Origin of the sequence: Streptomyces sp. NPDC050549 (genome assembly GCF_040655035.1) — a bacterium.
Lineage (GTDB): Bacteria > Actinomycetota > Actinomycetes > Streptomycetales > Streptomycetaceae > Streptomyces.
In genome coordinates, this window is record NZ_JBFAJD010000049.1 from 39956 (window position 1) to 66210 (window position 26255).

At 71.8% G+C, this 26255-nt stretch carries 22 protein-coding genes, 6 pseudogenes and 1 riboswitch; of the genes and pseudogenes, 8 read left to right on the forward strand and 20 right to left on the reverse strand.

Annotated elements, in window-relative coordinates; genetic code table 11:
- Positions 1 to 28: 28 nt before the first annotated feature.
- From AB0I51_RS42180 to AB0I51_RS42190, 3 genes and pseudogenes are all read right to left on the reverse strand, one after another.
- Positions 29 to 271 (reverse strand): hypothetical protein, encoded by a 243-nt coding sequence (locus AB0I51_RS42180; RefSeq protein WP_362983819.1) that lies wholly within the window; start codon positions 269 to 271, stop codon positions 29 to 31.
- A gap of 104 nt (positions 272 to 375) precedes the next feature.
- A pseudogene (locus AB0I51_RS42185) lies at positions 376 to 519 on the reverse strand (restriction endonuclease); the annotation flags it as partial.
- Between the two features lie 5 nt (positions 520 to 524).
- Positions 525 to 1222, reverse strand: a pseudogene (locus tag AB0I51_RS42190) (aminoglycoside phosphotransferase family protein); the annotation flags it as partial.
- 157 nt (positions 1223 to 1379) lie between these two features.
- On the opposite strand from AB0I51_RS42190, the gene AB0I51_RS42195 reads away from it, so the two are divergent.
- Both AB0I51_RS42195 and AB0I51_RS42200 read left to right on the forward strand, forming a co-directional pair.
- Positions 1380 to 1736 carry a PRC-barrel domain-containing protein gene (locus AB0I51_RS42195; protein WP_362983773.1) on the forward strand — a complete coding sequence of 119 codons (357 nt, stop codon included), beginning with the start codon at positions 1380 to 1382 and terminating at the stop codon, positions 1734 to 1736.
- Positions 1737 to 1789: 53 nt separating this feature from the next.
- The gene (locus AB0I51_RS42200; RefSeq protein ID WP_362983775.1) at positions 1790 to 2077 is read left to right on the forward strand and encodes a hypothetical protein; all 288 of its coding nucleotides are present in this window, start codon (positions 1790 to 1792) and stop codon (positions 2075 to 2077) included.
- 9 nt (positions 2078 to 2086) lie between these two features.
- Here the strand turns inward: AB0I51_RS42200 and AB0I51_RS42205 are convergent.
- From AB0I51_RS42205 to AB0I51_RS42220, 4 genes and pseudogenes are all read right to left on the reverse strand, one after another.
- Positions 2087 to 3217, reverse strand: a pseudogene (locus AB0I51_RS42205) (N(5)-(carboxyethyl)ornithine synthase); the annotation flags it as partial.
- A 143-nt stretch (positions 3218 to 3360) separates the two neighbouring features.
- Entirely contained in the window at positions 3361 to 5412 is a 2052-nt protein-coding gene (locus AB0I51_RS42210; RefSeq protein ID WP_362983777.1) for a DUF4157 domain-containing protein, read from the reverse strand.
- Positions 5413 to 5751: 339 nt separating this feature from the next.
- Positions 5752 to 6687, reverse strand: coding sequence for a LysR family transcriptional regulator (locus tag AB0I51_RS42215; RefSeq protein WP_362983779.1), 936 nt, complete (start codon positions 6685 to 6687; stop codon positions 5752 to 5754).
- A 29-nt stretch (positions 6688 to 6716) separates the two neighbouring features.
- Positions 6717 to 8066: a PLP-dependent aminotransferase family protein gene (locus AB0I51_RS42220; RefSeq protein WP_362983781.1), complete on the reverse strand. Its 1350-nt coding sequence runs from the start codon at positions 8064 to 8066 to the stop codon at positions 6717 to 6719.
- A gap of 145 nt (positions 8067 to 8211) precedes the next feature.
- Here AB0I51_RS42220 and AB0I51_RS42225 point away from each other — a divergent pair, with 145 nt between their 5' ends.
- Positions 8212 to 8859, forward strand: a complete 648-nt coding sequence (locus AB0I51_RS42225) for a LysE family translocator (RefSeq protein ID WP_362983783.1) — start codon at positions 8212 to 8214, stop codon at positions 8857 to 8859.
- 24 nt (positions 8860 to 8883) lie between these two features.
- On the opposite strand, the gene AB0I51_RS42230 is transcribed toward AB0I51_RS42225, so the two are convergent.
- From AB0I51_RS42230 to AB0I51_RS42255, 6 genes and pseudogenes are all read right to left on the reverse strand, one after another.
- Positions 8884 to 10062, reverse strand: a complete 1179-nt coding sequence (locus tag AB0I51_RS42230; protein ID WP_362983785.1) for a cytochrome P450 — start codon at positions 10060 to 10062, stop codon at positions 8884 to 8886.
- 72 nt (positions 10063 to 10134) lie between these two features.
- Positions 10135 to 10800, reverse strand: coding sequence for an MBL fold metallo-hydrolase (locus tag AB0I51_RS42235; RefSeq protein WP_362983787.1), 666 nt, complete (start codon positions 10798 to 10800; stop codon positions 10135 to 10137).
- Between the two features lie 302 nt (positions 10801 to 11102).
- Positions 11103 to 11813 carry a hypothetical protein gene (locus tag AB0I51_RS42240; RefSeq protein WP_362983789.1) on the reverse strand — a complete coding sequence of 237 codons (711 nt, stop codon included), beginning with the start codon at positions 11811 to 11813 and terminating at the stop codon, positions 11103 to 11105.
- Positions 11791 to 11931, reverse strand: a pseudogene (locus tag AB0I51_RS42245) (helix-turn-helix domain-containing protein); the annotation flags it as partial. The pseudogene AB0I51_RS42245 and the gene AB0I51_RS42240, both read right to left, overlap by 23 nt.
- Before the next feature lie 129 nt (positions 11932 to 12060).
- A complete protein-coding gene (locus tag AB0I51_RS42250) occupies positions 12061 to 14517 on the reverse strand; it encodes an FtsX-like permease family protein (protein WP_362983791.1) in 2457 nt (818 codons plus the stop codon).
- Entirely contained in the window at positions 14511 to 15248 is a 738-nt protein-coding gene (locus AB0I51_RS42255) for an ABC transporter ATP-binding protein (RefSeq protein WP_362983811.1), read from the reverse strand. The genes AB0I51_RS42250 and AB0I51_RS42255 overlap by 7 nt, the downstream gene beginning before the upstream one ends.
- A gap of 198 nt (positions 15249 to 15446) precedes the next feature.
- Here AB0I51_RS42255 and AB0I51_RS42260 point away from each other — a divergent pair, with 198 nt between their 5' ends.
- Together AB0I51_RS42260 and AB0I51_RS42265 are read left to right on the forward strand one after the other, a co-directional pair.
- A complete protein-coding gene (locus tag AB0I51_RS42260; protein WP_362983813.1) occupies positions 15447 to 16709 on the forward strand; it encodes a sensor domain-containing protein in 1263 nt (420 codons plus the stop codon).
- The gene (locus AB0I51_RS42265) at positions 16682 to 17341 is read left to right on the forward strand and encodes a response regulator transcription factor (protein ID WP_362983793.1); all 660 of its coding nucleotides are present in this window, start codon (positions 16682 to 16684) and stop codon (positions 17339 to 17341) included. The genes AB0I51_RS42260 and AB0I51_RS42265 overlap by 28 nt, the downstream gene beginning before the upstream one ends.
- Before the next feature lie 47 nt (positions 17342 to 17388).
- Here the strand turns inward: AB0I51_RS42265 and AB0I51_RS42270 are convergent.
- The 3 genes and pseudogenes from AB0I51_RS42270 to AB0I51_RS42280 form a co-directional block, all read right to left on the reverse strand.
- Positions 17389 to 17900, reverse strand: a pseudogene (locus AB0I51_RS42270) (isocitrate/isopropylmalate family dehydrogenase); the annotation flags it as partial.
- 294 nt (positions 17901 to 18194) lie between these two features.
- Positions 18195 to 19162: pseudogene (locus AB0I51_RS42275) on the reverse strand (oligopeptide/dipeptide ABC transporter ATP-binding protein).
- A 36-nt stretch (positions 19163 to 19198) separates the two neighbouring features.
- Positions 19199 to 19483, reverse strand: coding sequence for an oligopeptide/dipeptide ABC transporter ATP-binding protein (locus AB0I51_RS42280; RefSeq protein ID WP_362983815.1), 285 nt, complete (start codon positions 19481 to 19483; stop codon positions 19199 to 19201).
- Between the two features lie 89 nt (positions 19484 to 19572).
- Between AB0I51_RS42280 and AB0I51_RS42285 the strand changes: the two genes are divergently transcribed.
- Positions 19573 to 19827, forward strand: coding sequence for a hypothetical protein (locus AB0I51_RS42285; RefSeq protein ID WP_362983795.1), 255 nt, complete (start codon positions 19573 to 19575; stop codon positions 19825 to 19827).
- Positions 19828 to 19848: 21 nt separating this feature from the next.
- On the opposite strand, the gene AB0I51_RS42290 is transcribed toward AB0I51_RS42285, so the two are convergent.
- The 4 genes from AB0I51_RS42290 to gcvT form a co-directional block, all read right to left on the reverse strand.
- Positions 19849 to 21216 (reverse strand): L-serine ammonia-lyase, encoded by a 1368-nt coding sequence (locus tag AB0I51_RS42290; RefSeq protein ID WP_362983797.1) that lies wholly within the window; start codon positions 21214 to 21216, stop codon positions 19849 to 19851.
- 92 nt (positions 21217 to 21308) lie between these two features.
- Positions 21309 to 22568, reverse strand: coding sequence for a serine hydroxymethyltransferase (gene glyA / locus AB0I51_RS42295; RefSeq protein ID WP_362983799.1), 1260 nt, complete (start codon positions 22566 to 22568; stop codon positions 21309 to 21311).
- A gap of 14 nt (positions 22569 to 22582) precedes the next feature.
- Positions 22583 to 22963 carry a glycine cleavage system protein GcvH gene (gene gcvH, locus AB0I51_RS42300; protein WP_362983801.1) on the reverse strand — a complete coding sequence of 127 codons (381 nt, stop codon included), beginning with the start codon at positions 22961 to 22963 and terminating at the stop codon, positions 22583 to 22585.
- Positions 22964 to 23074: 111 nt separating this feature from the next.
- Positions 23075 to 24202 (reverse strand): glycine cleavage system aminomethyltransferase GcvT, encoded by a 1128-nt coding sequence (gene gcvT, locus AB0I51_RS42305; RefSeq protein WP_362983803.1) that lies wholly within the window; start codon positions 24200 to 24202, stop codon positions 23075 to 23077.
- Positions 24203 to 24355: 153 nt separating this feature from the next.
- A riboswitch (glycine riboswitch) is annotated at positions 24356 to 24476 on the reverse strand.
- Between the two features lie 149 nt (positions 24477 to 24625).
- Here gcvT and AB0I51_RS42310 point away from each other — a divergent pair.
- Both AB0I51_RS42310 and AB0I51_RS42315 read left to right on the forward strand, forming a co-directional pair.
- Complete coding sequence (locus AB0I51_RS42310) at positions 24626 to 25315, forward strand: AAA family ATPase (protein ID WP_362983817.1); 690 nt, start codon at positions 24626 to 24628, stop codon at positions 25313 to 25315.
- 64 nt (positions 25316 to 25379) lie between these two features.
- Positions 25380 to 26165, forward strand: coding sequence for an enhanced serine sensitivity protein SseB (locus AB0I51_RS42315; protein WP_362983805.1), 786 nt, complete (start codon positions 25380 to 25382; stop codon positions 26163 to 26165).
- The last annotated feature ends 90 nt before the right edge of the window (positions 26166 to 26255 follow it).

Below are 26255 nucleotides of genomic sequence, written 5' to 3' on the forward strand. Positions count from 1 at the left end.
GTGGCGGCAGCAGCGTAGGGCGAAGCGGTTACTCCCGGGTAGCCCCTGGAGGAACATCGGCTTCCGCAACGTCCGGCTCCGGTGCGGATGTGATCCGGTCTGCCAGGTGGGAGACGGCGGTGAGCAGTTCGGCGGGCGGCCGGTCGAGGTCCAGGGCGTGGGCCGTGACGGTGATGCCCACGCGCCGGACGACGTGCTCGGTCGGCCCGCTTCGGCTCGGGCCGTCCTGCCGCGTCGCGGCGTAGACGAGGTGGCCGTGCGGGAGGCCCAACGCGACGCAGTATCCGAGCAGTTGGTAGAGGTGCTCGGTGGGCGGCGCGGGGAGTGCCGGGTGGCGTACTTCGCGTCGACGACGGATACGGTACGGCCCGCCCGGTACAGGACGAGGTCGGGGCGCAGCCGGACATGTCCCGCCCGGTCGAGGCGGTGTTGCTGCTCCTGGGCGGCGCAGTGGACTCCCCGGCGGCCCAGGGCGGTGGTGAGCGCCGTGGTGAGGAACCGTTCGAAGACGACCGGCATGTGGTGGCCGACAGCAGGGTGTAGGCGATGACCAGGTCGCAGGCGGGATCGCCCATGCCCACGCCGCCGAAGTCGATGACGGCGGAGAGGCCGCCGTCGACGGTGAGCAGGTTGCCGGTGTGGAAGTCCCCGTGGCACCAGACCGGTTCGCGGTCCCACGCGGGGGCGCGCAGCGCGTTGTCCCAGACCTCGGTCAGGGCGGTGGCGTCGAACACCCCGGCCACCGCCTCGATCGCCGCGCGGGTCGCCTCGTCGCGGTCGGACAGCGGGGCGCGGGTCAACTCGGGATGGGTACCGGGGACCAGTGCCCCGGCGGCCGGGATCTCGTGCAACGCCCGCAGAAACTCGGCCAGTTGACGGGCAGTCAGGTCCGGATCGGCGAGGTCTTCGGCGCTCGCCGTGGTCCCGTCCAGCCAGCGCATGACGGACCAGTGCCACTGGTAGCCGCAGCCGGTGTGCCGAGCCCCAGCGGTTCCGGGACGGGCAGTGGCAGACGAGGGGCCAGCTGCCGGAGCCAGGTGTGCTGCTTGGCGGCCTCACCGTCCGCCCGGTCGCTGCGCGGCAGCCGTACGGACATCGTCTCGCCGAGCCGGTGGATGACATGGTCCGAACCGCCCTGCTCCACCAGGGCCAGCGGCAGCCCGGCCCACTGCGGGAACTGTGCGGCGAGCAGCCGGCCGACGAGTGCGGAATCGATGGTCATCTTTCCCCCGAGTGCCAAGCGCCGGTTGATCGCCTTACGTTACCGATCAACTCGGCGGCGGGGGCAGTCGAGCGACGCTTCCCGGGGGTGACATGGGATGACGGGTCCCATCGCGGGTACCCGGAGCACGAGGAACCGTACAGAAGGAGTGGGAACCATGTTGCACGCAGCGGATGTCCGGGAGTGGCGCGAGCGCGATGTCGTGGACGCGGAGTCCCACAAGATCGGTGTCCTCGAGGCCGTGTACGTGAACACCGCCACCGACGAGCCGGCCATGGCAACGGTCCGCACCGGACTGCCCACGCGGCACCGGCTCACCTTCGTCCCCCTCGACGACGCGATCCTGGGGCCGGACTACGTCAAGGTCGGATACCCCAAGGCGCTGGTGAAACAGGCTCCTTCGATGGGCACCGACGACGTGCTGCCCGCCGACCGGGAGGAAGCGATCTTCAAGCACTACGGCCTGCCCTACAGCCCCGGCGCAGGCGGCGAACGCCAACTGGCGCGCCGCTGACGCCACCTGGCGCCGGGAGGTTTCAACTCGGCTTTCCGGGCCACCCGTTGAGCATGTCCACACGCTACGGCGGAAGCCCCGCGGGGACGGTCATCTCCGTCATCGCGGACATCGCGGCATTGATCCTGATCCTGTGGATCGGCCTCTACCTGTTCGACGCCAACACCGCGAACAGCACGGTCGACTGGGTCCACCACGCGGCCAACTGGCTATCAGGCTGGTCGCACAACCTGTTCACCATCCACTCGGCCGACTGGCGCACGGTGGTCAACTACGGTCTGCCCGCGCTCGTCTACCTCTTCATCGGCCACGCGGTGGCCGCCGGCGTCAACCGGTCCTAGACCCGCCGTGTGCGGATAGGTGGCCGAACGGTGCTGGAAGGAGAGGATCTTCGGGTTCTGGACGACTCCGTCCCGGATCTCGATGGCCTTGCGGACCGTGACGTCCTCGTCCCACGCCGTGGGCCCGCTCATGACCTTGCGCAGATACGGCAGGAGCGCCTCACTGATCTCCCAAGTGGCGGAGTTCCAGAGGTGGGACGGGCTGTGGTCCACCGCGTAGTAGTGGCAGCCCGGCCCCACCGTGGCCATAGGGTCGCCGAAACCGCTCGGCCTTGCCCAGGCGAAGCCCATGCCCTCGTCGCAGGCGACGTCGATGAAGAAGGTCCCCGGCCGGAACAGGGCGAGTTCCTCGTCGTTGACGAACATCAGCGGCGCGTCGGTGTCCTGGAGGACGCAGTTGACGACGATGTCGAACCCGGCGAGATACTGGGCGAGCGGTACGGGACCGAGCCCCGTGACGGCCTCCAGGCGCGTGGGATCGTCCTCCCGCTCCTGGAAGTGGCCCATCACGACCGACGGCATCGGCGAGGCCACCGCGGCCGCGGCCCGCTGGGTGAGCACCGTGACGTCGGAGACACCCATCGCGCCCAGGCCGGTGACCGCACCGCGCGCCGTGGCGCCGAAGCTGATGACGCAGGCCCGCAGCCGGCGCCCGTAGCTGCCGGTCAGTCCGCCGAGCTGGAGGGCGTGCAGCACCGAGCAGTAGCCGGCGAGCTCGTTGTTCTTGTGGAACACATGGACGCTGAAGGCACCCGTGGACGTCCAGTGGTTCATGGCTTCCCAGGCGATCAGGGTCAGCCGTCGGTCGATGCCGATCTGCGTCATCTTCTCGTCCTGCACACAGTGCGGCCAGCCCCACAGCACCTGGCCCTCGCGCAGCTCGGCGAGGTCGTCGTGCATGGGCTTGGGCAGCAGCACGATGTCGCACTCCGCGACCAGCCGCTCACGGGACCGCAGGCCCGCCACGAGTGGTCGCAGCGCGTCGTCGGCGACGCCGAACCGTTCGCCGTAGCCCTCTTCGAGGTAGATCCGCTCCCGGAGATCCGGGGCGATCCGTTCGAGGTGGCTGGGGTGCAGCGGCAGACGGAACTCGTTCTCCTTGCGGGAGGAGGCAAGTACTCCGAGACTCATCGGACTCATGTGGGGCGGCTCGATTCCGGCCGGACACGTAGACGTTCCGGCCTTGCCGTTCCCCGAGGGCGACGCCGAAACGGCTGACGGCGTGCGAGGTGCGCTCGGTGCTGCCAACCGTACTCCGTCGCAGGCGGGGCCGGATTCCCCCCCTACGCGCCGCCGCGCCTGCCGATCAGGTCCCGGTACAGGGCCGCCTGTTCCTTGTGGGTCTTCGCCTTGGCCAGTTCGGTCTTCCAGGCCTTCTCCAGGTCCTTCAGTTTCCGCACCCAGTCGCCGAACTCCTTCAGGTCGACGAGGCGTTGGTTCGAGGCGAGCGGAGCGTTGGCACCGATCTTGTCGTCCTTGTGCCCGCCGAACTGGCTCACGGGGTTGTTGTTCTTCTCGCTGCTCGTGATGCCGTGCTTGTAGCCGTCGGGGGTCCGGCCACTCGGCCCGGCGGTCTCGATGCCGACCTGGAACGCCCCGTCGCGCTTGTGCGTCGGCGGCTTGTAGCCCATGAACATGTGCCCGTACGACTCGTTCGGGAGGATGGTGTCGCCGTGGTAGTCGGCGTTCCCCATGCCGCCTACGGCCATCGGCAGGCCGTAGAGATGGCTGTGCGGATCGGCCCAGTTCCGCAGGGTGGCGCCGATCTCGCCCTTCTCGACGAAGTCGCCCCGCGTTCCGTCCGCACTGTTCTCGCCGATCTTCATGTGATGCGTGCCGAACCCGCGCCGGTACACCGGCTCCTCCGGAGTCGACTTCGGCTCCCAGGGCTTCCGGTTCTCCTTGGTGATGTGCAGCCACTGGGGCAGCTCGTAGCCGTGCTGGCCGTCGGCGAGCTGCGGAATGCGGATGTTGACGCGTCCGCCGTAGGCCAGGGCGTGGGCGACGTCGTCCTCGAAGTCCTCGTGGATGCCAGCCTCCGGGTTGAAGACCTTCAGCCCCTCCTTCAGGATCAGGAAGATCCTGGTCAGCACCTCGGTACCGCGCTCGACCCGCTCCCGGTGCTTGTCGGCGTCCGGTACGGCGTCGTCGATACCGGGCGGCAGCATGGTGTTGACGAAGGTCTGGAAGATCTGCTCGTTCCGCTCCCCGGTGAGCTGGTCCTTCTCCGCTTCCGGGGTGTCCTCGGCGTGCATGGCCATGTGACGGCCGAGCTGGTAGTCCGAGCGGGTGGGCTTGTCCGGTGCCTTCCCCTCGCCGCGCTCCTCGATGTTCTGCTGCCAGCGCAGGGTGGCCACCAGCAGCCGCTTGCCCTCCGGCTGCTGGAGCCAGCTGCGGAAGTCACCCGCCGCGATGTAGGCCAGCGCCTCGGTGTGGGTGCAGATCCCCACGGTCTTCAGCCACTTGGGGTCCTCGGCCTCCGCCGCCTTGATCGCGTCGAGCTCGGCGTCCGAGAAACTCGGCCCACCGCGCACCCGTCCGTGGATGACGTTCCGTACGTCCTTGTTCCGGATCTCCTGGTTCCCGCCGACGAGCAGCCGCGCGAGGCGGGCGATCGCCGGGGGAGAGGCGGAGGGCGGGGGTGAGGGCGCGGTCGTGGTCGCCGGGCCGGGGCGGTCCGCCCGCTGGACGGAGACATCGCCGTCCGCGCTGCGCTGCACCGCCCCGGCCGCTGCGGCGGCTCCGGGCAGGGCGAGGTCGGGGGCGGCGCCCCGGGCCAGCTTCCGGCCGTTGGCGCCGGCGCTCCGCTCGAACGGGTCGTCGGGGTGGGAGACCTTCTCGCCCGTGCCGTTGAGAGTGCCGGGCACCGGCCCCAGGGCCTGCTGGCGGACGTGGTCGACCTCCTCGTACATCACCTCGTCGTCGACCCGGCCGCCGCCGAGCACGATGTGGGAACCGGTGGTGTAGGCGAGGGCGCCGAGTTCCTCGGCCGAGCGCCGGGCGACCGGCCCGCTGTGTACGCGCACATGGCCGAAGTCCATGCGGTAGGCCTGCTCGGCGCGCTGGAGGATGCGGGGTTCCAGGGGGCGGCCGGGGGAGCCGACGGCGTCCGTGACGGACGACCGCCGCTGCACCGGCACGGCCGCCCCGGTCCCCGCACCTTCCGGTTCTACGGTGTGCTCCCCGTCCCGCGCCCGCTGGATCGCGAGGGTCACCGCAGCGTTTCCGGCGGCCCGTTGGAGAGCGGCGAGGGGAGGCAGGGCGGCGGTCGGCCGGGGCGCGGGGCGTCCGCCGGCGCGGTCGGCGCCCGAGTGGTTCTCTCCCTGGATACGCATGCGCGGTTCCCCTTAGCTCGACGGGTGCTCTTCCCTCTTACCGGACGGGGGCCGGGCGCCGGGAAGTCCGCAGGGGCAGAACCGGGGGCAGACTTGCCGGCGTGGTGGGCGGGCGCGCGCTTCGGTGGGGCGTGCCCGGGTCGGTGCGGGTCATCCGGGCGGGTGCTCGGGTCCCGGTGGCGGCTTGGTCGGTCCTGTGTGGGGGTGGGTGCCGGGGGCGGCTGGTGCCGGGTGGGGGTTGTTGGGCTTCTGTTGGGCGGGTGTCGGGTGGAGTGGAGTCCGGTCGGGGTGGGCTTTCCGGTCTTGTGGGCCTGTGATTGTCGGTGGGGCGTGCCCGGGTCAGCGCGGAATCACCCAACCCGGTGCCCAGGTCCCGGCGGCGGCTCGGACCGCCATCGTGGTGGCGAGGTGGGCGCGGAGGGTGGGCAGTGCCGGGTGGGGGTTGTCGCGGTGCCAGAGGAGCGAGTGCGGGTACACGGGCGTCGGGTCGGTCACCGGGATACGGCGCAGGTCGTGGCCGGCGGGCCAGACGAGGCGGGTCCGCGCGGTGGTGAAGGTCGCCAGGGCCGGGGTGTCGGCGATGGTGTCGAGGAGCGCGTCGGAGCCGAAGTTGGGGCCGGTCGCCTCGACGGTGAGGCCGAACTCGGCGACGAGGTCGTCGTAGTAGGCGGTCCACTCGGTTCCGGGGACGAGGCCGGGCATCCAGATCCGGTGCCCGGTGAGCTCGGTGAGAGTCACCGAGCGGGCGCCGGCCAGCGCGTGGGCGGGGCCGGTGAGGAGCTGGTGCGGCTCGTCGAGCACCCGGACGGACTCGATGTCCTCGGGCAGGGGGCGGCCCGGCATGGCGACGGCGCGGAAGGACGCGTCGATCGCGCCGGACCGGATGGCGGCGACGGCCGTATCGACGTCGGACAGCATCACCACGTCGAGGTCGATCTCCGGGTGCGCGCGGTGGAAGTCGCGCATCAGGGCCGACGGCGCGACGCGCGAGGCGATCACATCGACGCGCAGCGGACGGCGGCCGGGGCGCACGGACGCGCTCGCGCGCTCCGCGACGCGCAGCAGCTCGCGTGCGTGGGGCAGGAACGCCTGCCCGTCGATGGTGAGTTCGGCGCCGCGCGGGGCACGGGTGAACAACCGCACGCCGAGGGTGCGTTCCAGCGCGGCGATGCGCTTGGAGACGGCCTGCTGGCTGATCGACAGGTCGGCGGCGGCTTTCTGGAACTGGCCCGCTTCCGCGACGGCGACGAAGGTACGTACTGCTCCGAGGTCCACGGCGACCCACCTTAGGGAACGACACCGCGTCAGTCGGTGACGAGGTCCTCCGGCGTGGAGCGGGCGAGTCCGGCGAGGGTGCCGAGGGCGCGGGAGAGGGTGTCCGGGTCGGGGGTGGCGAGGCCGAGGCGGACGGCGTTGGGGGAGTGGTGGGGGCCGACGGTGAACGCGGCGGCCGGTACGACCCCGATGCCGTGCCGTGCGGCCGCCGCGACGAAGGTGTCCGCGCGCCACGGGCGGGGCAGTCGCCACCAGCAGTGGAAGGAACGGGGATCGCTCCGCACGGCGAACCCGGCGAGCTGCCGGGCCGCGATCCCCTGTCGTACGGCCGCTTCCTTCTGTTTGGCCGCCACCAGCGCCTGCACCGTGCCGTCCTGCTGCCAGCGGTGGGCAACCTCCAGGGCGAACCGGCCCGGGGTGCAGCCGCCGGACCGCAGGGCGGAGACGATCCCGCCCGTCAGGGCGCCGGGTGCCACCGCGAACCCGAGGGTCAGACCGGGCGCGACGCGCTTGGACAGGCTGTCGATCAGGACGGTCAGTTCGGGGGCGTACCCGGCGAGCGGCGGCAGTTCGTCGCGGAGGAAGGCCCAGATGGTGTCCTCGATCGCGGGGACGCCCAGGCTGAGAAGTGTCTCGGCCAGCCGCTCGACGCGCTCGGCGGGCATGGTGAGCGAAAGCGGGTTGTGCAGCCTCGGCTGGACGTAGACGGCGTGCAGCGGGGCGGCGGTGTGCGCCTCTTCCACGGCTTCCGGGACGAGTCCGGCGTCGTCCATGGCCAGCGGGACGAGGGTGATGCCGAGCCGGCCGGCGACGGCCTTGACGACGGGGTACGTCAGCTCCTCGACGCCGAGCCGGGCACCCGGCGGCACCAGGGCGGTGACAGCGGCCGAGATCGCCTGCCGTCCGTTGCCCGCGAAGAGGATCCGCGCCGGGTCCGGGCGCCACCCGCCGCGGGCGAGCGTGCCGGCGGCGGACTCGCGGGCGGCCGGGAAGCCGGAGGTGCCGACCGGCCGCAGCGCGAACCCGAGGGCGTCGGGCCGCAGCAGACCGCCGAGAGCCCCGGCGAGGAGCGCGCTCTGCCCGGGTACGACCGGGTAGTTGAGCTCCAGGTCGACGCGCCGGCCGTCGGCGGGTTCGGTGAGCGCGGGGGCGGAGCCGGCCGGGTCGGCGGACATCGCGCGGACGAAGGTGCCGCGGCCCACCTCGCCCACCGTCAGGCCCCGGCGGGCCAGTTCCCGGTACACGCGGGTGGCGGTGGAGTTGGCGATGCCGTGCCGCCGGGCGAACTCGCGCTGCGGGGGGAGCCGGTCACCGGGGCGGAGGGCGCCGGACCTGATCTCTTCGGCCACGGTGTCGGCGACGCTCTGGTAGTCCTGCACGGCTCTCCCGCCCTTCCCGACCGGACCTCCATCCAATCATCGCATTGCACCGAGTGCAATATGCATATTGCATCGAGGTGCGGGTCTGGAATACGCTCCCAGCGGCGGCCGAGGGCGCGACGCGGCGACAACACGAGGGGTGTTCATGGTCGAACTGAGCGGCATACTCGGCGTGACGGCGGTGGCTCTGGGCATGGTGCTCACCCCCGGCCCGAACATGATCTATCTCGTCTCCCGCAGCATCACCCAGGGCAGGCGCGCCGGGATGGTCTCCCTCGGCGGGGTCGCACTCGGCTTCATGGTGTACCTGCTCGCGGCGAACCTGGGCCTGTCGGTCTTCTTCGTCGCCGTGCCCGGGCTGTACTTCGCGGTGAAGCTCGCCGGTGCCGGATACCTCGCCCACCTGGCCTGGAACGCCCTGAAGCCGGGCGGGTTCTCCGTCTTCGCCCCGCAGGACGTACCGCACGACTCACCGCGCAAGCTGTTCACGATGGGCCTGATGACGAACCTGCTCAATCCGAAGATCGCCATCATGTACCTCTCGCTCATCCCCCAGTTCATCGACCTGGACAGGGGGCACGTCCTCCTCCAGGGCCTCGTCCTCGGCTCGGTCCAGATCGTGGTCAGCATCGCGGTCAACCTCGCCGTCGTCCTGGCGGCCGGAGCGATCGCCGTCTTCCTCGAACGCCGCCCCTACTGGCTCAAGGTGCAGCGCTACGCGATGGGAACGGTGCTGGGCACCCTGGCCGTCTCCCTCGCCGTCGACAACTCCGGCCCAGTCAGGGCGAGTTGACACTACGGCAGGCCGCGACTCGCGTCACACGACGACCGGCAGGGACGTGAGGCCGCGCGTCAACCGCGTGTGCCGCCACTCCAGTTGCTCCACCGGAAGGGCAAGCCGTACGCCGGGGAAGCGGGCGAAGACGGCACGGAGCGCCAGTTCGCCCTCCGCCCGCGCGAGCGGTGCCCCCAGGCAGCGGTGGATGCCGTGGCCGAACGCGAGGTGCCCGGTGGCACCCCGGTCGAGGTCGAGCCGGTCCGGGCCGGGGAAGCGCACCGGGTCGCGGTTGGCGGCGCCGGGCGCGATGAGCACCGGAGCACCGGCCGGGATGTCGGTCCCGCCGAGCGTGAGCGCCTCGGTGCTGTAGCGGAACGTGGCGATCCCGGCCGGCGAGTCGAAGCGCAGCAACTCCTCCAGGGCGGTGCCGAACAGCTCCGGCTCGGCCTTCAACCGGGCGAGGGATTCCGGATGTCGGAGAAGTGCCAGGGCCGCGTTGCCGATGAAGTTGGTGGTGGTCTCATGGCCGGCCACGAGCAACAGCACGGCGAGCGACACGAGTTCGTCCTCGGTGAGCCGGTCCTGGCCGTCGCGTACCGCGATGAGATCGTCGAGCAGACTCTCGCCCGGGGAGCCGCGCCTGGCGGCGACGAGGTCCGTCATGTACGTGCCGACGGCCTGCGAGGCGACGTCGATCCGCCGGGGATCTCCCGCGGCGAACAGCTCGCCGGACCAGGTGTGCACCAGCTCGCGGTCGGCTTCGGGCACCGCCAGCATCTCGCAGATGACCGTGACCGGCAGCGGTACCGCGAGACCGGCGACCAGGTCCACCGGCCCGTGTTCCGGCCAGGCGTCGAGCAGTTCGTCGACGAGGCCCGCGATGTAGGGGCGCATCCTTGCCACGGCCCCGGTGCTGAACGCCTTCGTCACCAGGGCCCGTAGCCGCGCGTGCTCCGGGGGATCGGTGGACAGCATGTTCCGCGAGACCGCCGGATGGAGGTCGCGGTCGGACAGCCGGCCGGCGAAGAACCGCGCGGTGTTCTTGGAGAGCCGCGGGTCGGTGAACGCCTCCCGGGCCTCCGCGTGGCCCGTGACCAGATAGCCGAAGCGCCCGCCGGAACCGGTGGGCACCCTCTGCACCGGCGCCGCGTCCCGGAGCCGCGCGTAGGTCGGATAGGGGTCGGCGAAGAACCGGGGGTCCTGCAACGGGTCGGTCACGCTGGCGGGTCCGTTCCTGCGGGCGTCAGTTCGTCGGTGACGCTACCCGTGATCCCGTATGCCAGTTGGGGATCAGGCGGAAGCCGCCGTGTCCGAAGCGTGCTGCCAGGCGATCCGGGCGGCGAGCGTGAACGGTTCGACGAGGCTCGGGCGTGAACGGTCCTGGTTGAGGTGGCGGAACTCCGTGGAGAGGGTGATCGCGAGCCGCTCCGGCAGACCGAGACCCGGATAGCGGTCCTCGTCGATGAGGATGCGGGCCGCCTCGATCGGGGTCTTCCCCTGACCGTGCAGCAGGAGCGCCTGGTCGGACAGCTCGTCCAAGTACGCCATGTACGTGCGTAGTTGGTCGGGCGTCAGCAGCGGGCCGTGACCCGGCACGATCCACTCGGGGTCGAAGGCCAGGATGCGTTCGGCCGCCGCCGAGACCCGGTCGAGCGGGCCGGCCCAGTGGCAGGGGTGGTCACCGGAGAAGACGATGTCGCCCGCGAACACGACCCGCTGCTCGGGGAGATGGACGACCAGGCCGCCCATGGTGTGGGCGGGGCCGACCTCGTGCAGTTCGACGGGGATCCGGCCGACCGTCAGATCATGGCCACCGCTGAACGTCGCGGTGGGCGGCAGAACCCGTATGTCCGAGAAGTCGAACTTCCCGAAGTGGCGCCGGAAGTACCAGCCCAGCGGCTGGTCCGGATCGCTCTCCCGCACCAGCGCGTGCAGCTCCTGAGGTGTCGGCTCCACGCACTGGTGCTCAAGTGCCGCGTCCGTCGCGAGGATCTCGCTGCCGGTGAGGCACTGATTGCCCCAGGTGTGGCCACCACGGTGCCGCCCGTCGCGTGGCGGCCCGCGGCGAGAAGGGCCTCGGTGAGGGCGGGGGTGTACGGCGTGTCCACGAGGAGGGCCTCGCCGTCCGAGTGGACCAGGCCGCAGTTGGCCAGACCCCAGGTGTCCACGCCGTCGGGCGCTCACATGTGCACGCCGGCCGCGATCTCGTGGAGCTGGGTTGCGTCAGTCATGGGGAGGCATTCTTCCCGGACCGGAGTTCAGGCGGCAACGGGGCGCTGCGAGGGCTCGAGGACGAGGAACAGGAACCGGGCCCCGGGTGAGCCGAAGGGCTGCGCCGCACACATCGTCACCACTCCCAGCTGCGACACCTCGTGGTGCTCACAGCAGCGGTCCCCGCGGTCCTCCTCGCCCTCCGGGGCGACAAATCCCGCGTGGCGCACGAGACATGAGTCACCGTCAGGATGGGCGTACGCGATGTTGTGGTTGCGGTGGACGGGGCCCGCGACCGGGTCGTCGTTGACCTGCTGGTCCAGCTGCCGGGGGTCCTTGTTGTCCGGGTGCGTGGCCACGGCCGTGCGCAGCTGGGCGGCGACCGGCTCGGCCCACCGCTTCTCCCACTGCACCGGATGGTCCTCGCGGGCGTCCCCGCGCAGCAGCATCCAGCGGATCGGATTCCGCCCGGGAAGACGTGCGGGCTTGCCCGGCTCCTGCGGGAACATCCGGATGAAGTCGTCGTTGGCCGCCAGGACGTTCCGGGCGAGACCATTGGCGTAGCCGGGCCGGCCGGAAACGCGCTCGATCGCCGTCTGCCAGGCCGGAGCGACACTGCTGCCCGCCAGCCGGATCCATGGGGAACGGCGGCCCGTAGCCCAGGGCGTAGACGTACAGGGCGGTGCGCTCGCGCTCCTCCATCCGCAGGGCCTGGGCGACGTTGTCGAGGAACTCCGCGGTGGGCGACGGCATTTCACCGCGCTCCAGGTCGGCGCGGGTGCGCTCGGAGACGTACAGCACCTGTGCCACCTGCGCCTGCGACAGACCCGTGGAACGGCGACCCCGTCCGCTGCGCCGCGGCCACCCGGGCTCCACCGGGTCTGTCCGGGCCCGCTTCCAGCGCAGCAGCCTCTGCAGCGCCTCCTTGTCGTCCAGCTCAGAACCTCTTCCGTGGCATCCGCCGGGCCGCCAGCTCAATTACCGGAAAGGGAACACTCTCCTGAGTCACTCCCGGATGCCCGCCAGTTCCACCGCCCGGCGGCGCAGCGCGATCGAGGCGGGGACGACGGACGACACCACGGCGAGCACCGCGCAGGCACCCACGGCCACGCCGATGGCCGTCCAGGGAAGCTCGATCGTGGTCCACACCGACAGCAGGCCCAGGGCGCTCCACATGCCTGCCAGATTGAGGACCGCGACCAGGAGCCCCAGCACACCGCCGACCGCCACGACCATCAGCGCCTCGGCGCCCACCAGCCGCAGCACCTGCCCCCGGGTGGCCCCGGCCAGCCGCAGCACGGCCAGGTCGCGGACCCGGTCGGAGGTTGCCATGACCATGGTGTTGGCCAGGGAGATACCGGTGTAGAGGAGGGCGATGCCGAGCACCAGCAGGAAACCCGTCCGGGTCGTCCGGTCCGTCTCGGGGTAACTCGCTCGCACCCACTGCTCCTTGGTGAGGACCTGCCCGCCCGAGGCGCGCACCGCGGCCCGCAGTCCGGCGGCCACGGCACCCGAGTCGGCGCCCTTCGCGAGGGCTACGTCGACCCGGTCGACGCCGGCGCCCGCAGCGTTGCGCGGGGTGACGTAGACGCCGTTGCCGCCGGTGCCGGTGGTCATCACCGCGGCGATCCGCAGGGTCTTCCGCGTGCCGTCGCCGAGCCACACCCGCACCCGCTCGCCGACGGTGTGCCGCTGCCATTCCTCGTTGACGACGATCGAGCCGTCGTCGAGGTCGCCGACCCGTCCGGAGGCGATCGGCAGGTGTGCGGTGGCGGCCAGCGGGCCGGGATCGGCGGCGCGGGCCTCGCTTCTGACGAGTGCCACGCCGTCCTCCAGGACGTAGACGGTGCTCGACGAGGTCGCGGACAGCTCGGTGCCGGGCACCGCGCGCAGCCCCCGCAGGGTCGCCGAGTCGAAACCGGCGCCGCTCGCCGGAGTGACGACGAAGGCGGCGGCCGTCTGCTCACGGATCTCCGTGGCCTTCGCCCCGTTCAGCGTCGCGGTGGCGCCGAGCAGTGAGCCCGCGAGGGCGACGGTGACCAGGACGGGCGCGGCGATCGCGGCGGTGCGCCGTACCCCGGCGGCGGCGTTCTCCCGCACCAGCATGCCCCCGGCCCCCGGCAGCTGGGCCGGCAGCCAGGCGATCAGCCGCGTCAACGGCCGCACCACGACGGGCGCGAGCAGCGCCACCGCGGTGATCAGCAGCATCGGCCGACTCACATAGGTCTTGCGGTGCAGCAGGTCGCCCGGGTCGCCGACCAGGGCCAGGCCCAGGGTCACGGCGGCGGTCAGCAGCAGCCCCGCGCCGAACAGCAGGCGGCCCCGGGTCATCGGCCCGCTGTCCACGGACGCCTCGCGCAGCGCCTGGGCGGGACCGGTGCGGCCCGCCCGCCAGGACGCGGCCACCGCACCGCCCAGCGTGACCAGCAGACCGGTCGCGAAGGCCACGCAGTACGGCCAGGTGGCGGCCCCGATGGTGAACCAGTCCGGGGCGAGTCCGCCGTCGACGACCCAGCCGGCGAGCCGGGGCGCTCCGTAGGCACCGAGCACACAGCCGGCGGCGGAGGCGAGCACGCCGACCCCGAGGGCCTCGGCGAAGACCGTCCGGCGGATCTGCCCCGGGGTCGCCCCCGCCGTGCGCAGCAGCCCGAACTCCCGGCGCCGCCGGGCGACCGAGAAGGCGAAGGTGGACGCCACCACGAACACCGACACGAAGGTGGTGACCCCGCCCGCGGTGCCGAACATCGCGTTCATCGCGGTGAGGGCCTCGCTGTCCCGGTCCGGGTCGGCGTCGGCATAGCGGCGCGCGGCACCGGTGAGGACCTGGACACCGGCGCTGCCGCCCACCGCCGCACGCACGGCGGCCGGGTCCGCGGCGACGGCCAACTGGGTGCTGGCAGGCGACAGTCGGGCCGCGCGTACGTCGGTGTAGAACACGGCGTTCTCGAAGCCGCGCCCGGCGACGGTGCCGACCACGCGGACGGTGCCGCGATCGGTCCGCACCCGCTCGCCCGGCTTCGCCCAACTGCCGCTGACGACAACCTCGTCGGCGGCCCGGGGCGCGCGTCCCGCGTCGATCCCGTACGGCGCGAACGCGGCCGTCGACCAGGGGTGGCCCACCAGATCGCCGGGGCCGCCTCGCGCCCGTACGGCGAAGGACCGGTCCTCGACCACGGTGCCGACCTTCCTGAGCTTCGCGACCACGGCGGCGGGTACGGCGCGAGGGTGGGCCAACTTCCGCACCCGGTCGCCGTTCGGGGTGGGCACGCGCAGGGTGTCCGGACCCTTCACCACGACGGGCGCCGCGGCGAACCGCTCCGGCTGCCGCGCGGGCGCGTGCAGTGAGGAGGCGAGGGCCAGACCCATGACGGCGATCAGCGCGACCCCGAGGGAGAGCGCGACGAAGCTGCCGACGAAGGTGATCCAGCGGCTGCGCAGGGTGCGCAGGGCGACGCTCAGCACGGCGCGGCCTCCAGCTCGGTCATCCGGACGGCGATGTCGTCGGCGCTCGCTCCGGCCGTCTCGCCGTGGACCCGTCCGTCGACGAGGAAGACGACGCGGTCGGCGTACGAGGCGGCCACCGGGTCGTGCGTGACCATGACGACGGTCCGGCCGCCGGCGTCGACCATGCCGCGCAGCAGCTTCAGCACCTCGCGGCCGGTCCGCGAGTCGAGGGAACCGGTCGGCTCGTCGCCGAAGAGCACCTCGGGGCGGGTGATCAGGGCACGGGCGAGGGCGACGCGCTGCTGCTGGCCGCCGGACAGCTCCGTCGGGCGGTGTCGCGCCCGGTCGCCGAGGCCGACCTGTTCCAGGACTTCGCGCACCCTGGCCCTTGCCGGGCGGCGGCCGGCGAGCCGCAGAGGCAGCGCCACGTTCTGCTCGGCGGTCAGGGACGGCAGCAGGTTGAAGGACTGGAAGACGAACCCGATGCGCTCGCGCCGCAGCAGGGTCAGCCTCGTCTCGTTCAGCTTCGTCAGGTCGGTCCCGCCCACGACGACCGCTCCCGAGGTGGGACGGTCCAGCCCGGCGGCGCACTGCAGCAGGGTCGACTTGCCGGACCCGGAAGGACCCATGACGGCGGTGAACGTGCCTTCCGGGAAGGAGAGCGAGACCTGGTCGAGCGCCGTCACCGCGCTGTCACCCGCCCCGTACCGCCTGCAGACGGAGCGCAACTGGATGGCGTCCTTGTTCATGTTCCCCCGCTGTTCGATGCGATCGACCGGCACGTGACCGCTCCACGAAACCGCGCGGAAGCACCGCGCCGCAGTGCGGCAGAGGCGAGACCTGGGGTAGGGCCAGACCTACCCCCGCCCCGCCCCCTGGCCCCATGGCACCGGCCGGACCGCGGCTTCTACGGTGACGGTATGCACCCTCGGAACGTGTGGCAGGCCATGGCCGGGCCGGGCTTCCTGCTCTCGCCCTGGCCGTGGCGGTCGGTCGCCTACCTGGTCACCGGCGTGCCGACCGGAGTTGTCGCGCTCGTGGGGATCGCGGGCACGGCGTTGGTCGGCGGTGTCCTCGCCCTCGTGCTCGTGGGGATCCCCCTGCTCGTCCTGGTGGCCCTCGCCGGAATCCCGGTGGCGTGGGAGGAGCGGCACAGGCTGCGCCTGATCGACCGCGACCCGGTCGCCGACCAGCACCGGGTGCCGGCCGCCGAGGGGCTGTGGCCCTGGCTGACGACACGGCTGAGGGAGCAGACGACCTGGCGGGAACTCGGCTACGCGCTGCTGTTCGCCGGGCTGTTGTGGCCGGTCGACGCCCTCGCGCTCACGGCGGGCCTGCTCGTCCCGTCGTCGATGATCGCGACCCCGCTGGTGATGGCGACGGCCGGCGACGGCCGGGAGACCAAGGTCCTCAAGGTCTGGACGGTCACCGACTGGCCGACGGCCTTCGGGGTCGCCGTACTCGGACTCCTCCTCCTGGCCCTGGGCGGCTACCTGTTGGGGATCGCGGCCGGTGCCCGGGCGGAACTGGCGCGTCTGCTGATCGCGCCGCGCGAGAGCGATCTCGGGGCGAGGGTCGTGGAACTGACGCGCTCGCGCTTCCGGTTGGTCGACGCCTTCGAGGCGGAGCGGCGGCGCATCGAGCGCGATCTGCACGACGGGGCGCAGCAACGCCTGGTGGCGCTGTCGATGACCCTCGGTCTGGCCCGCCTCGACGCCCCGCCCGGACCGCTGGCCGACCAGCTCGCCAAGGCCCACGAGGAGGCGGGCGAGGCGCTCGCCGAACTCCGCGAACTCATCCACGGCATCCACCCCAAGGTCCTGGCGGACTACGGCCTCCAGGCGGCGGTCGCCGACGCGGCGGACCGCTCCGCCGTTCCCGTGGACGTCGAACTGGAGCTGCCCGGGCGGCTGCCCCAGGCGGTCGAGGCCGCCGCCTACTTCGTCGTGTGCGAGGCCCTCGCCAACATCGCCAGGCACAGCGGTGCCAAGTGCGCGGCCGTGACCGGTGGACACCGCGACGGAGTTCTGTTCCTGACGGTGTCCGACGACGGCCGGGGCGGCGCGGTCGCCGAGGCCGGCAGCGGGCTGACCGGACTCGCGGACCGGGTGTCGGTGCTGGATGGGACACTTCGCCTGTCCAGCCCACCGGGCGGACCGACCCTGCTGTGTGTGGAGTTTCCTTGCGAACCGACCGACCGCTCCGCGTAGTTCTGGCCGAGGACAGTGTGCTGCTGCGGGAAGGACTCATCGGTCTGCTCACCCGCTGCGGCCACGAGGTGGTGGCGGCCGTCGGCGACGCCGCGGCACTGACCGCCGCGGTCGAGGAGCACGCCCCCGACATCGTCGTGACCGACGTCCGCATGCCCCCGGGCTTCCAGGACGAGGGGCTGCACGCGGCGGTGCGGCTGCGCGAAAGACGGCCCACCCTGCCCGTGCTGGTGCTCAGCCAGTACGTGCAGCGGACGTACGCCTCCGAACTGCTGGACTCCGGCGACGGGACCGGCGTCGGCTACCTCCTGAAGGACCGGGTCGGCCAGGTCGAGGAGTTCATGGACGCCCTGGGCGAGGTCGCCGACGGAGGCACGGTCGTCGACTCCGAGGTCGTACGCCAGCTGCTGCGCCGCCGCCGCGATCCGCTGGAGCGGCTCACCCCGCGCGAGCGGGAGGTGCTGGCCCTGATCGCGGAAGGCAGGTCGAACGGCGCCGTCGCCCGCGAACTGGTGGTGTCCGAGGCGGCCGTCGGCAAGCACATCAGCAGCATCCTCACCAAGCTGGACCTGCCACCCGCGACCGAGACCCACCGCAGGGTCCTGGCAGTCCTCGCCTATCTGCGGGCGTGACACCGGGTCAGGTCCGCCCGGCCTTGTCGCCACCGTGTCCGTCCCCGTCACAACAGATCGATCAGCCCCGCCGTGAACTCGGCCGTCGTCACCGTGCCCCCGAGGTCCGGGGTGCGCATCCCGGATCGTGGACAGCAGCGTGGCGATCGCGTCGGTGACGGCGCCGGCCGCCTCCGGGTGCCCGAGGTGGTCCGGCATCATCGCGGCCGACCGGATCGCGCCGAGCGGGTCGGCCGTGCCGCGCCCGGCGATGTCGGGGGCCGAGCCGTGCACCGGCTCGAACATGGAGGGGAGGTCCCGTTCGGGGTCGAGGTCGGCCGCGGGGGCGATGCCGGTGGTGCCGGCGATCGCCGCCGCCAGGTCGCTGAGGATGTCGCCGAACAGGTTGGAGGCGACGACGACGTCGAAGCGGCCGGGGTCGAGCACGAACTTCGCCGCAGCGCGTCGATGTGCTCCTGGTCCCTCGTCACCCCCGGGTGCAGGGCGGCGCGTTCGGCGACGGGTTCGTCCCAGAAGGGCATCGTTGCACGATCCCGTTGGACTTCGTCGCCGAGGTCAGTGAGGTCGCGGCTCTCGCCGTCGTCCGGGCCCGTCGCGTGCACATGGCCGACCTCGGAGCCGTTGTCGTCGTGCAACGCCAGGATCTGCTCGCCGTCGGAGGTGAGAACGGCTTGCACGAGGTCGCCCGAGGTCACCTCGCCCAGCGGCCGGACCGTGGCGCTCCCGGCCGCCCACAGCGACAGCCGGGGACCGTCCTCGCTCTCCCCGACGATCAGGGACCGGCCGCCCGGTCCGCGCCCCCGCCGTACGGCATGGGGTCGGTCGGTGGTGAAGAACCGCTGCCAGTCGCTGCTCATGGTGTGGTGACCTCCTCGGGTCGGTCCGGGCTTGCCGGGGGCTGCTCGTCGGGGAAGTGACAGGCGGTCAGCAGTCCGTCGCCCCGCTCCTCAAGGGCGGGCGCGGCCTCGGCGCGCACGTTCCGTGCCTTCCAGCAGGGGGTGCGGAATCGGCAGCCGGACGGCGGGGCCAGCGGGCTGGGCAGATCGCCGTCCAGGACGATCCGCCTCCGCGCCCGCTGCAACCGCGGATCCGGAATGGGTACGGTGGACAGCAGGGCCTGGGTGCAGGGATGGCGCGGCCGGGTGAACAGCGCCTCCACGGGCCCCTGTTCGACGATCCGTCCGAGGTACATGACCGCGACGTGGTCGCTGATCTGCCGGACCACCGGCAGGTCGTGCGCGACGAACAGACAGGTGAGGCCCAGCTCCAGCAGGTTGATCACCCCGGCCTGCACGCTGACGTCCAGCGCGCTGACCGGTTCGTCGAGAACCAGACCTCCGGTTCGACGGCGAGCGCGCGGGCGATGCCGATCCGCTGCCGCTGGCCCCCGGAGAACTGGTGCGGGTGACGGTGGGCGTGCCCGGGGTCCAGACCGACCAACTCCAGTAGTTCCCGCACCCGTTCGTTCTCCCGGCCCGGGTGCAGCCCGTGGATCCGCAGCGGCTCGGCGAGCGCCGCGTGCACGGTGAGCTTCGGGTTGAGAGAGGCGTACGGGTCCTGGAACACGAACTGGATCCGACGGCGTACGGCCGCCAGCTCCCGTCGCCCGGCCGCCGTCACGTCCATGTCGAACAGCATGATCCGGCCGGCCGCCGGATCGGTCAGCCGGACCAGACAGCGGGCCAGGGTGCTCTTGCCGCAGCCGGTCTCGCCGACCAGGCCCGGAGTCGTGCCGCGCGGGATGACGAGGTCCACCCCGGAGACGGCCCGCACGGTGCGGGCGTGCCGTCCGCGTCGGCCGGTGGTGTACTCCGCCACCAGCCCCTCGACGGTGAGTGCTGCCGGTGGGTCATGGCGTCACGCTCGCGATCTCGTGCGCCCGCACGCAGGCCGCGGTGTGGCCCCCGCCGACCGGGACCGGCCGGGGCTCTCGGCGCACCGTTCGTCGGCGTGCGGGCAGCGGTTCTGGAAGGGACAGCCCGGGGGCCGCTCGTTCGGCGAGGGCAGCTGGCCGGCGATCTGGGCCAGCCGCCGGGTGCTGCGGTCGATCCTCGGCAGCGCGGCGAGCAGGCCGCGCGTGCAGGGGGGGCCGGCTCGTAGAAGAGGGGCTCGACCGGGGCCTCCTCCATCTTCCGCCCGCAGTTACAGGACCAGGACACGGTCGGCGAGGCCGGCCACCACCCCAGGTCGTGGGTGATCAGCAGGATCCCGGACTTCGTACGCTCCTGGACGTGCGCCAGGACGTCGAGGACCTGGGCCTGGACGGTCACGTCGAGGGCGGCGGTCGGCTCGTCGGCGATGAGGACGTCCGGTTCGCGTGGTGGTGGGCTGGGTCGTCGCGGGGCCACCCTGGTCGTGGTCCGGGAGGGCGGCACAATCAGCTACTTCCGCACCACGAACCTGGCTTCCCGGGCACCGGGGACGCCTTCACCCTCCCCACCGCCCTGGTCCGCGCCCGGCTCCTCCGACTCACCGAGGCCGGCTGAGTCGTTCCGGGGCATACCCCCTCAACACTCGATGATGTTCACAGCCAGCCCGCCCCGAGCCGTCTCCTTGTACTTCACGCTCATGTCCGCCCCCGTCTCCTTCATCGTCTTGATGACCTTGTCGAGGGACACCTTGTGGGACCCGTCCCCCCGCATAGCCATCCGTGCCGCGGTCACCGCCTTCACCGCGGCCATGCCGTTGCGTTCGATGCAGGGGATCTGGACGAGGCCGCCGACGGGGTCGCAGGTGAGGCCGAGGTTGTGTTCCATGCCGATCTCGGCCGCGTTCTCGACCTGTTCGGGAGAACCCCCGAGCACCTCGGCCAGCGCGCCCGCCGCCATCGAGCAGGCGGAGCCGACCTCGCCCTGGCAGCCGACCTCGGCGCCGGAGATGGAGGCGTTCTCCTTGAAGAGCATGCCGATGGCACCGGCCGCGAGCATGAAGCGGACGACTCCGTCCTCGTCGGCGCCCGGTACGAAGTTGATGTAGTAGTGGAGGACCGCCGGGATGATGCCGGCCGCCCCGTTCGTGGGGGCCGTTACCACCCGGCCACCCGCCGCGTTCTCCTCGTTCACCGCCATCGCGTAGAGCGTGATCCACTCCATCGCGTGCGCCAACGGGTCTCCCTCCGCCCGGAGTTGGCGTGCCGACATGGCGGCCCTGCGGCGGACCCTCAGGCCGCCGGGCAGGATGCCCTCCCGCGACATGCCCCGCGACACGCACGCCCCCATCACCCGCCAGATCTCCAGCAGCCCGGCCCGGATCTCCTCCTCGGTGCGCCAGGCGCGCTCGTTCTCCAGCATCAGCGCGGAGATCGACAGACCGGTCTCCTGGGTGAGGCGCAGCAGCTCGTCGCCGGTGCGGAAGGGGTACTTGAGGACCGTGTCGTCCAGCTTGATCCGGTCGGCGCCGACCGCCTCCTCGTCGACGACGAAGCCGCCGCCCACCGAGTAGTACGTCTTGGACAGCAGCTCGGTGCCCGCCGCGTCGTAGGCCCACAGCGTCATGCCGTTCGCGTGGTACGGCAGGGCTTTGCGGCGGTGCAGCTTCAGGTCGGCGTCGAAGTCGAACGGGATCTCGTGCTCGCCGAGCAGGCGGATGCGTCCGGCCGCCCTGATCTGCTCCACCCGTTCATCGGCCCCCTCCACATCCACCGTGCGCGGTGACTCGCCCTCCAGGCCGAGCAGCACCGCCTTCGGGGTGCCGTGCCCGTGCCCGGTCGCGCCGAGCGAGCCGTAGAGCTCGGTGCGGACGGAGGCGACGGAGTCGAGGAGCTCCTCGTTGCGCAGCCGGCGCGCGAACATGCGGGCCGCCCGCATCGGGCCGACCGTGTGGGAGCTGGACGGGCCGATGCCGATCGAGAACAGGTCGAAGACCGAGATGGCCACGGTGACTCCTCAGAACGCAAGACGTGCGGGGTGGTGCAGGGGGCGGGACACCGCGCACACCTTTCAGTGTGCGCGGCATCCCCAGTGGGCGACTACAGCCCGGGGTACAGCGGGTACTTCTCCGCCAGCGCCGTGACACGGGCCTTCAGACCCGCCACGTCGTACGACGGCTTCAGCGTCTCCGCGATGACGTCCGCGACCTCGGCGAAGTCCTCGGCCGTGAAGCCGCGGGTCGCCAGCGCCGGCGTACCGATGCGCAGGCCGGAGGTGACCATCGGGGGCCGCGGGTCGTTCGGGACGGCGTTGCGGTTGACCGTGATGCCGACCTCGTGGAGCCGGTCCTCGGCCTGCTGACCGTCGAGTTCGGAGTTGCGCAGGTCGACCAGGACGAGGTGCACGTCCGTGCCGCCCGACAGGACGTCGACGCCGGAGGCCTTCACGTCGTCCCGCACCAGTCGCTCGGCGAGCAGCCGCGCGCCTTCCACGGTACGCCGCTGGCGCTCCTTGAAGTCCTCGCTCGCCGCGACCTTGAAGGAGACCGCCTTGGCGGCGATCACATGCTCCAGCGGACCGCCCTGGAAGCCGGGGAAGACGGAGGAGTTCAGCTTCTTGGCGAAGGACTGCTTGGCGAGGATGATCCCGCCGCGCGGGCCGCCCAGCGTCTTGTGGGTGGTGGAGGTGACGACGTCCGCGTAGGGGACGGGGTTCGGGTGGAGGCCGGCCGCCACCAGGCCCGCGAAGTGCGCCATGTCGACCCACAGGTACGCCTCGACCTCGTCCGCGATCCGGCGGAACTCGGTGAAGTCCAGCTGCCGCGGGTAGGCGGACCAGCCCGCGATGATGACCTTCGGGCGGTGCTCCTTGGCGAGCTTCTCCAGTTCGGCCATGTCGACCAGACCGGTCTGCGCGTCCACGTGGTAGGCGACCACGTTGAACTGCTTGCCGGAGAAGTTCAGCCGCATCCCGTGGGTGAGGTGGCCGCCGTGCGCCAGGTCGAGGCCGAGGATGGTGTCGCCGGGCTGGGCCAGCGCGAACAGGGCGGCCTGGTTGGCGGAGGCGCCCGAGTGCGGCTGCACATTGGCGTACTCGGCGCCGAACAGCTCCTTGACCCGGTCGATCGCGATCTGCTCGGCCACGTCGACGTACTCGCAGCCGCCGTAGTAACGACGGCCGGGGTATCCCTCGGCGTACTTGTTGGTGAGGACGGAGCCCTGCGCCTCCATGACCGCGACCGGAGCGAAGTTCTCCGAGGCGATCATCTCCAGCGTGGACTGCTGACGGCGCAGCTCGGCGTCGACCGCGGCGGCGATGTCCGGGTCGAGCTCGTGCAGCGGCGTGTTCATGACGGACATGGGTCTACGACTCCTCAGCCGGCGGTGAAGGCGGTGTACTCGTCGGCGGAGAGCAGGTCGCCCGGCTCGTCCGTGATCCGCACCTTGAACAGCCAACCGCCCTCGAAGGGCTCGGAGTTGACCAGCGCGGGCTCGTCCACGACGGCCGAGTTGATCTCCACGACCTCACCGGTGACCGGCGCGTACAGGTCCGACACCGACTTCGTCGACTCCAGCTCGCCGCAGGACTCGCCCGCGGTCACCGTGGTGCCTACCTCGGGGAGCTGGGCGTAGACGACGTCGCCGAGCGCGTTGGCCGCGTACTCGGTGATACCGACCGTCGAGACACCGTCGACGGCGTCCGTCAGCCACTCGTGTTCCTTGCTGTACCGCAGATTCTCGGGGTGGTTGCTCATGGCGTGAATTCTCCTGTACGCGGGGGAGTGCTGGTGAAGGGGGGAAACGCGGAGGGTGTCGGGGAGCAGGGGCGATCCGCCCCGGTCACCGACCCGACGCTACGACGACTGTCACTTCTGGCGCTTGTAGAACGGCAGCGCCACGACCTCGTACGGCTCGTGACTGCCCCGGATGTCCACGCCGACACCGGTCGTGCCCGGCGCCGAGTGCGCCGAGTCGACGTAGGCCATCGCGATGGGCCTGCCCAGCGTGGGGGAGGGGGCACCGGAGGTGATCTCGCCGATCACCTCGCCGTCGGCGACGACCGAGTATCCGGCGCGCGGGACCCGGCGGCCCTCGGCGACCAGGCCGACCAGGACGCGCGGCGGCTGCGCGGCGGCGCGTTCGGCGGCGGCCTCCAGGGCCGTACGCCCGACGAAGTCGCCGTCCTTCTCGAACTTCACGACCCGGCCGAGCCCGGCGTCGAACGGGGTGAGGGAGGTCGACAGTTCGTGGCCGTACAGCGGCATGCCCGCCTCCAGGCGGAGCGTGTCCCGGCAGGACAGGCCGCAGGGGATCAGCCCGGCCGACGCCCCGGCCTCGGTCAGCGCCTCCCACAGCTTCTCCGCGTCACCGGGGGCGATGAACAGCTCGAAGCCGTCCTCGCCGGTGTAGCCGGTGCGGGCGATCAGCGCGGGGACGCCCGCGACCGTGCCGGGCAGACCGGCGTAGTACTTCAGACCGTCGAGGTCGGCGTCCGTGAGCGAGGCGAGGACGCCGGGGGACTCGGGGCCCTGGACGGCGAGCAGCGCGTACGCGTCACGGTCGTCGCGGACGACGGCGTCGAAACCCTCGGCACGCTCCACCAGCGAGTCCAGGACAATCTGGGCGTTGGAGGCGTTGGCCACCACCATGTACTCGGTCTCGGCCAGCCGGTAGACGATGAGGTCGTCGAGGATGCCGCCGTCGGCCTGGCAGATCATGGTGTAGCGGGCGCGGCCGACACCCACGGAGGCGATGTTGCCGACGAGCGCGTAGTTGAGGAGTCGGGCCGCCTCCGGTCCGGTGACCGTGATCTCGCCCATGTGGGAGAGGTCGAAGAGGCCGGCCTTCGTGCGGACGGCGAGGTGCTCGTCGCGCTCGGAGCCGTAGCGCAGCGGCATGTCCCAGCCGGCGAAGTCGGTCATCGTCGCACCGAGCGAGCGGTGCAGCGCGTCGAGCGCGGTGCGGCGCTTCTCAGGGGTGGCGGTACTGCTCATCGGTCGGTCTCCCAAGGCATGACGGCGAGGTCGTTCCTCCCCATCTGTCATCGGAACCTGAGAGGTTCGCCATGACCGCGCGGGACACGCACGGGACATGGGTTGCACCTTGGGTGGGACCACCGGCGACGGCGGCCCGCTTTTCAGATGTGCCTCGCCCGCGCGGTAACTGGGCCTGAGAGATTCAAGGGAGGGACTTGCTCCTTCGGCGCCCCGGACGACGTACGAGGTACGACTGACGACGTACGACTGGGGACTCTCCCGCGCGGATTCAAGCGGCCGGTATGCAGTTAGGCGCGCACATCATCGCACAGGCTTTGTAACAGGCCTGTGGCCGGAAGCGAACGGAACCGCGAGACACCGTGCATTACCTTCTCTTTACGTTCGTTGGGGAGAACCTTTCCTGACCCCGCAGGGAGGACGATCACGGTGACAAGGACCACGGTGTACGCCACGACCTCGGCCGTAGCGCTGCCCAAGCAGCCCTCGGCCCCGGCCAGGGAGGCATGCCCGGCCCGCCCGGCACCGGTCGTCCGCGACCTCCGCGAGCGTGCCGGCCGCAGCCCGCACGGACTCCGCTTCGGCCCTCGCGACCTGGTCGTGGTCACCGGCCTGCCCGGCAGCGGCAAGTCCACGCTGATGCGGCGCGCGGTGACCGGCGACGGCGCCCGCGTCGACAGCCAGGACACCCGGGACCGCTGGGACGCCCGGATGTCCCGCATGTCGGGCCTGCTCCCGTACGCGGTCTACCGCCCCCTGGTCCGCCTCGCCCACTACACCGGACTGCACCGCACCCTGCGCTCCGCGTCCGGAGCGGTCGTGCACGACTGCGGCACCCAGACCTGGGTGCGCGGCTGGCTGGCCCGCGCCGCCCACCGCCGCGGAGGCACCCTGCACCTGGTGTTCCTCGACGTCAGCCCGGACACCGCGCTCGACGGCCAGCGCGAGCGCGGCCGGGGAGTCTCGCGGTACGCGTTCCTGCGCCACCGCCGGGCCGCCGCCCGCCTGTTGCGTGCCGTGGAGCGCGGCGACCTGCCGCACGGCGTGGGCTCGGCCGTCCTCCTGGACCGGGACGCGGCGGACGTGCTGCGCCGGATCGACTTCGCGCACTGAGCCGCTAGCCTTTTCTGCCACAGCACGTTTACAGCAGGCGGTTTCACCAGCAGGCGGTAGGTAGATGGACTTCCCGGCGGACTTCCCCGGTCAGGCGTACCCCCACCCGCATCCGCACGGCGGATGGCCCGGCAACGAGCTGGAGGAGGTGCTCTCGGTCTCCCTCGGCCTGCCCTCGGCCGGCGGCCGGATCATCGAGGTGCTGTCCCGCAGCTTCGTCTGGGTCCCGCTGCCCAGCGGCGGCGGCCCGCACAGCGGACCCCTGGACCTGCCCACGCTGGACATCGACGGGCAGGCCTTCGTCCCGGTCTTCAGCTCCGAGGAGCAGTTCCGCCAGGTCGTCGGCTCGCACCTGTCGTTCACGATCGCGCCCGCGGTGGAGTTCGCGCGGGGACTGCCCCCGCAGGTGGGCATCGCGGTGAACCCGGACGGCGTGGTCGGCATCCCCCTCCCGCCCGCCGCCGTGGCCGAGCTGTGCCGTATCGGCCGCACCGCCCTCGACGGCCCCACCAGCGGCGGCCGGGTCCGCCTCTTCGAACCCGACTGGCAGGACGACCCGGTCGACTTCCTCGCCGCGGCCTCCGCGGAGTTCGCCGGCATCGGCGTGGTCGGCACGGCCCGCCGCTGCCTGGCCGCGATCGAGACCGCCGACCCGGTGATGTTCGTAGGCGTGGAACTGACCAACTGGGACGGCGACTTGAGGGCGGCCCCCATGGACGCCCTGTCCCGCGCACTGACCAGGACCGAGGTCAAATGGCCGGTCAATCTGGTCCTCCTCGACGTGACGCAGGACCCGGTGGCGGAGTGGATGCGCCAGACAGTGCGTCCTTTCTACACACAGGGTCACTAGTGCCGCATCAAGCAACGTTGGCCCTGTTGTGATGTGACGCGCCGTGCCGATGCTGTGCCGGGCGGCGCGTGTCCGACACCCTGTCCGAGT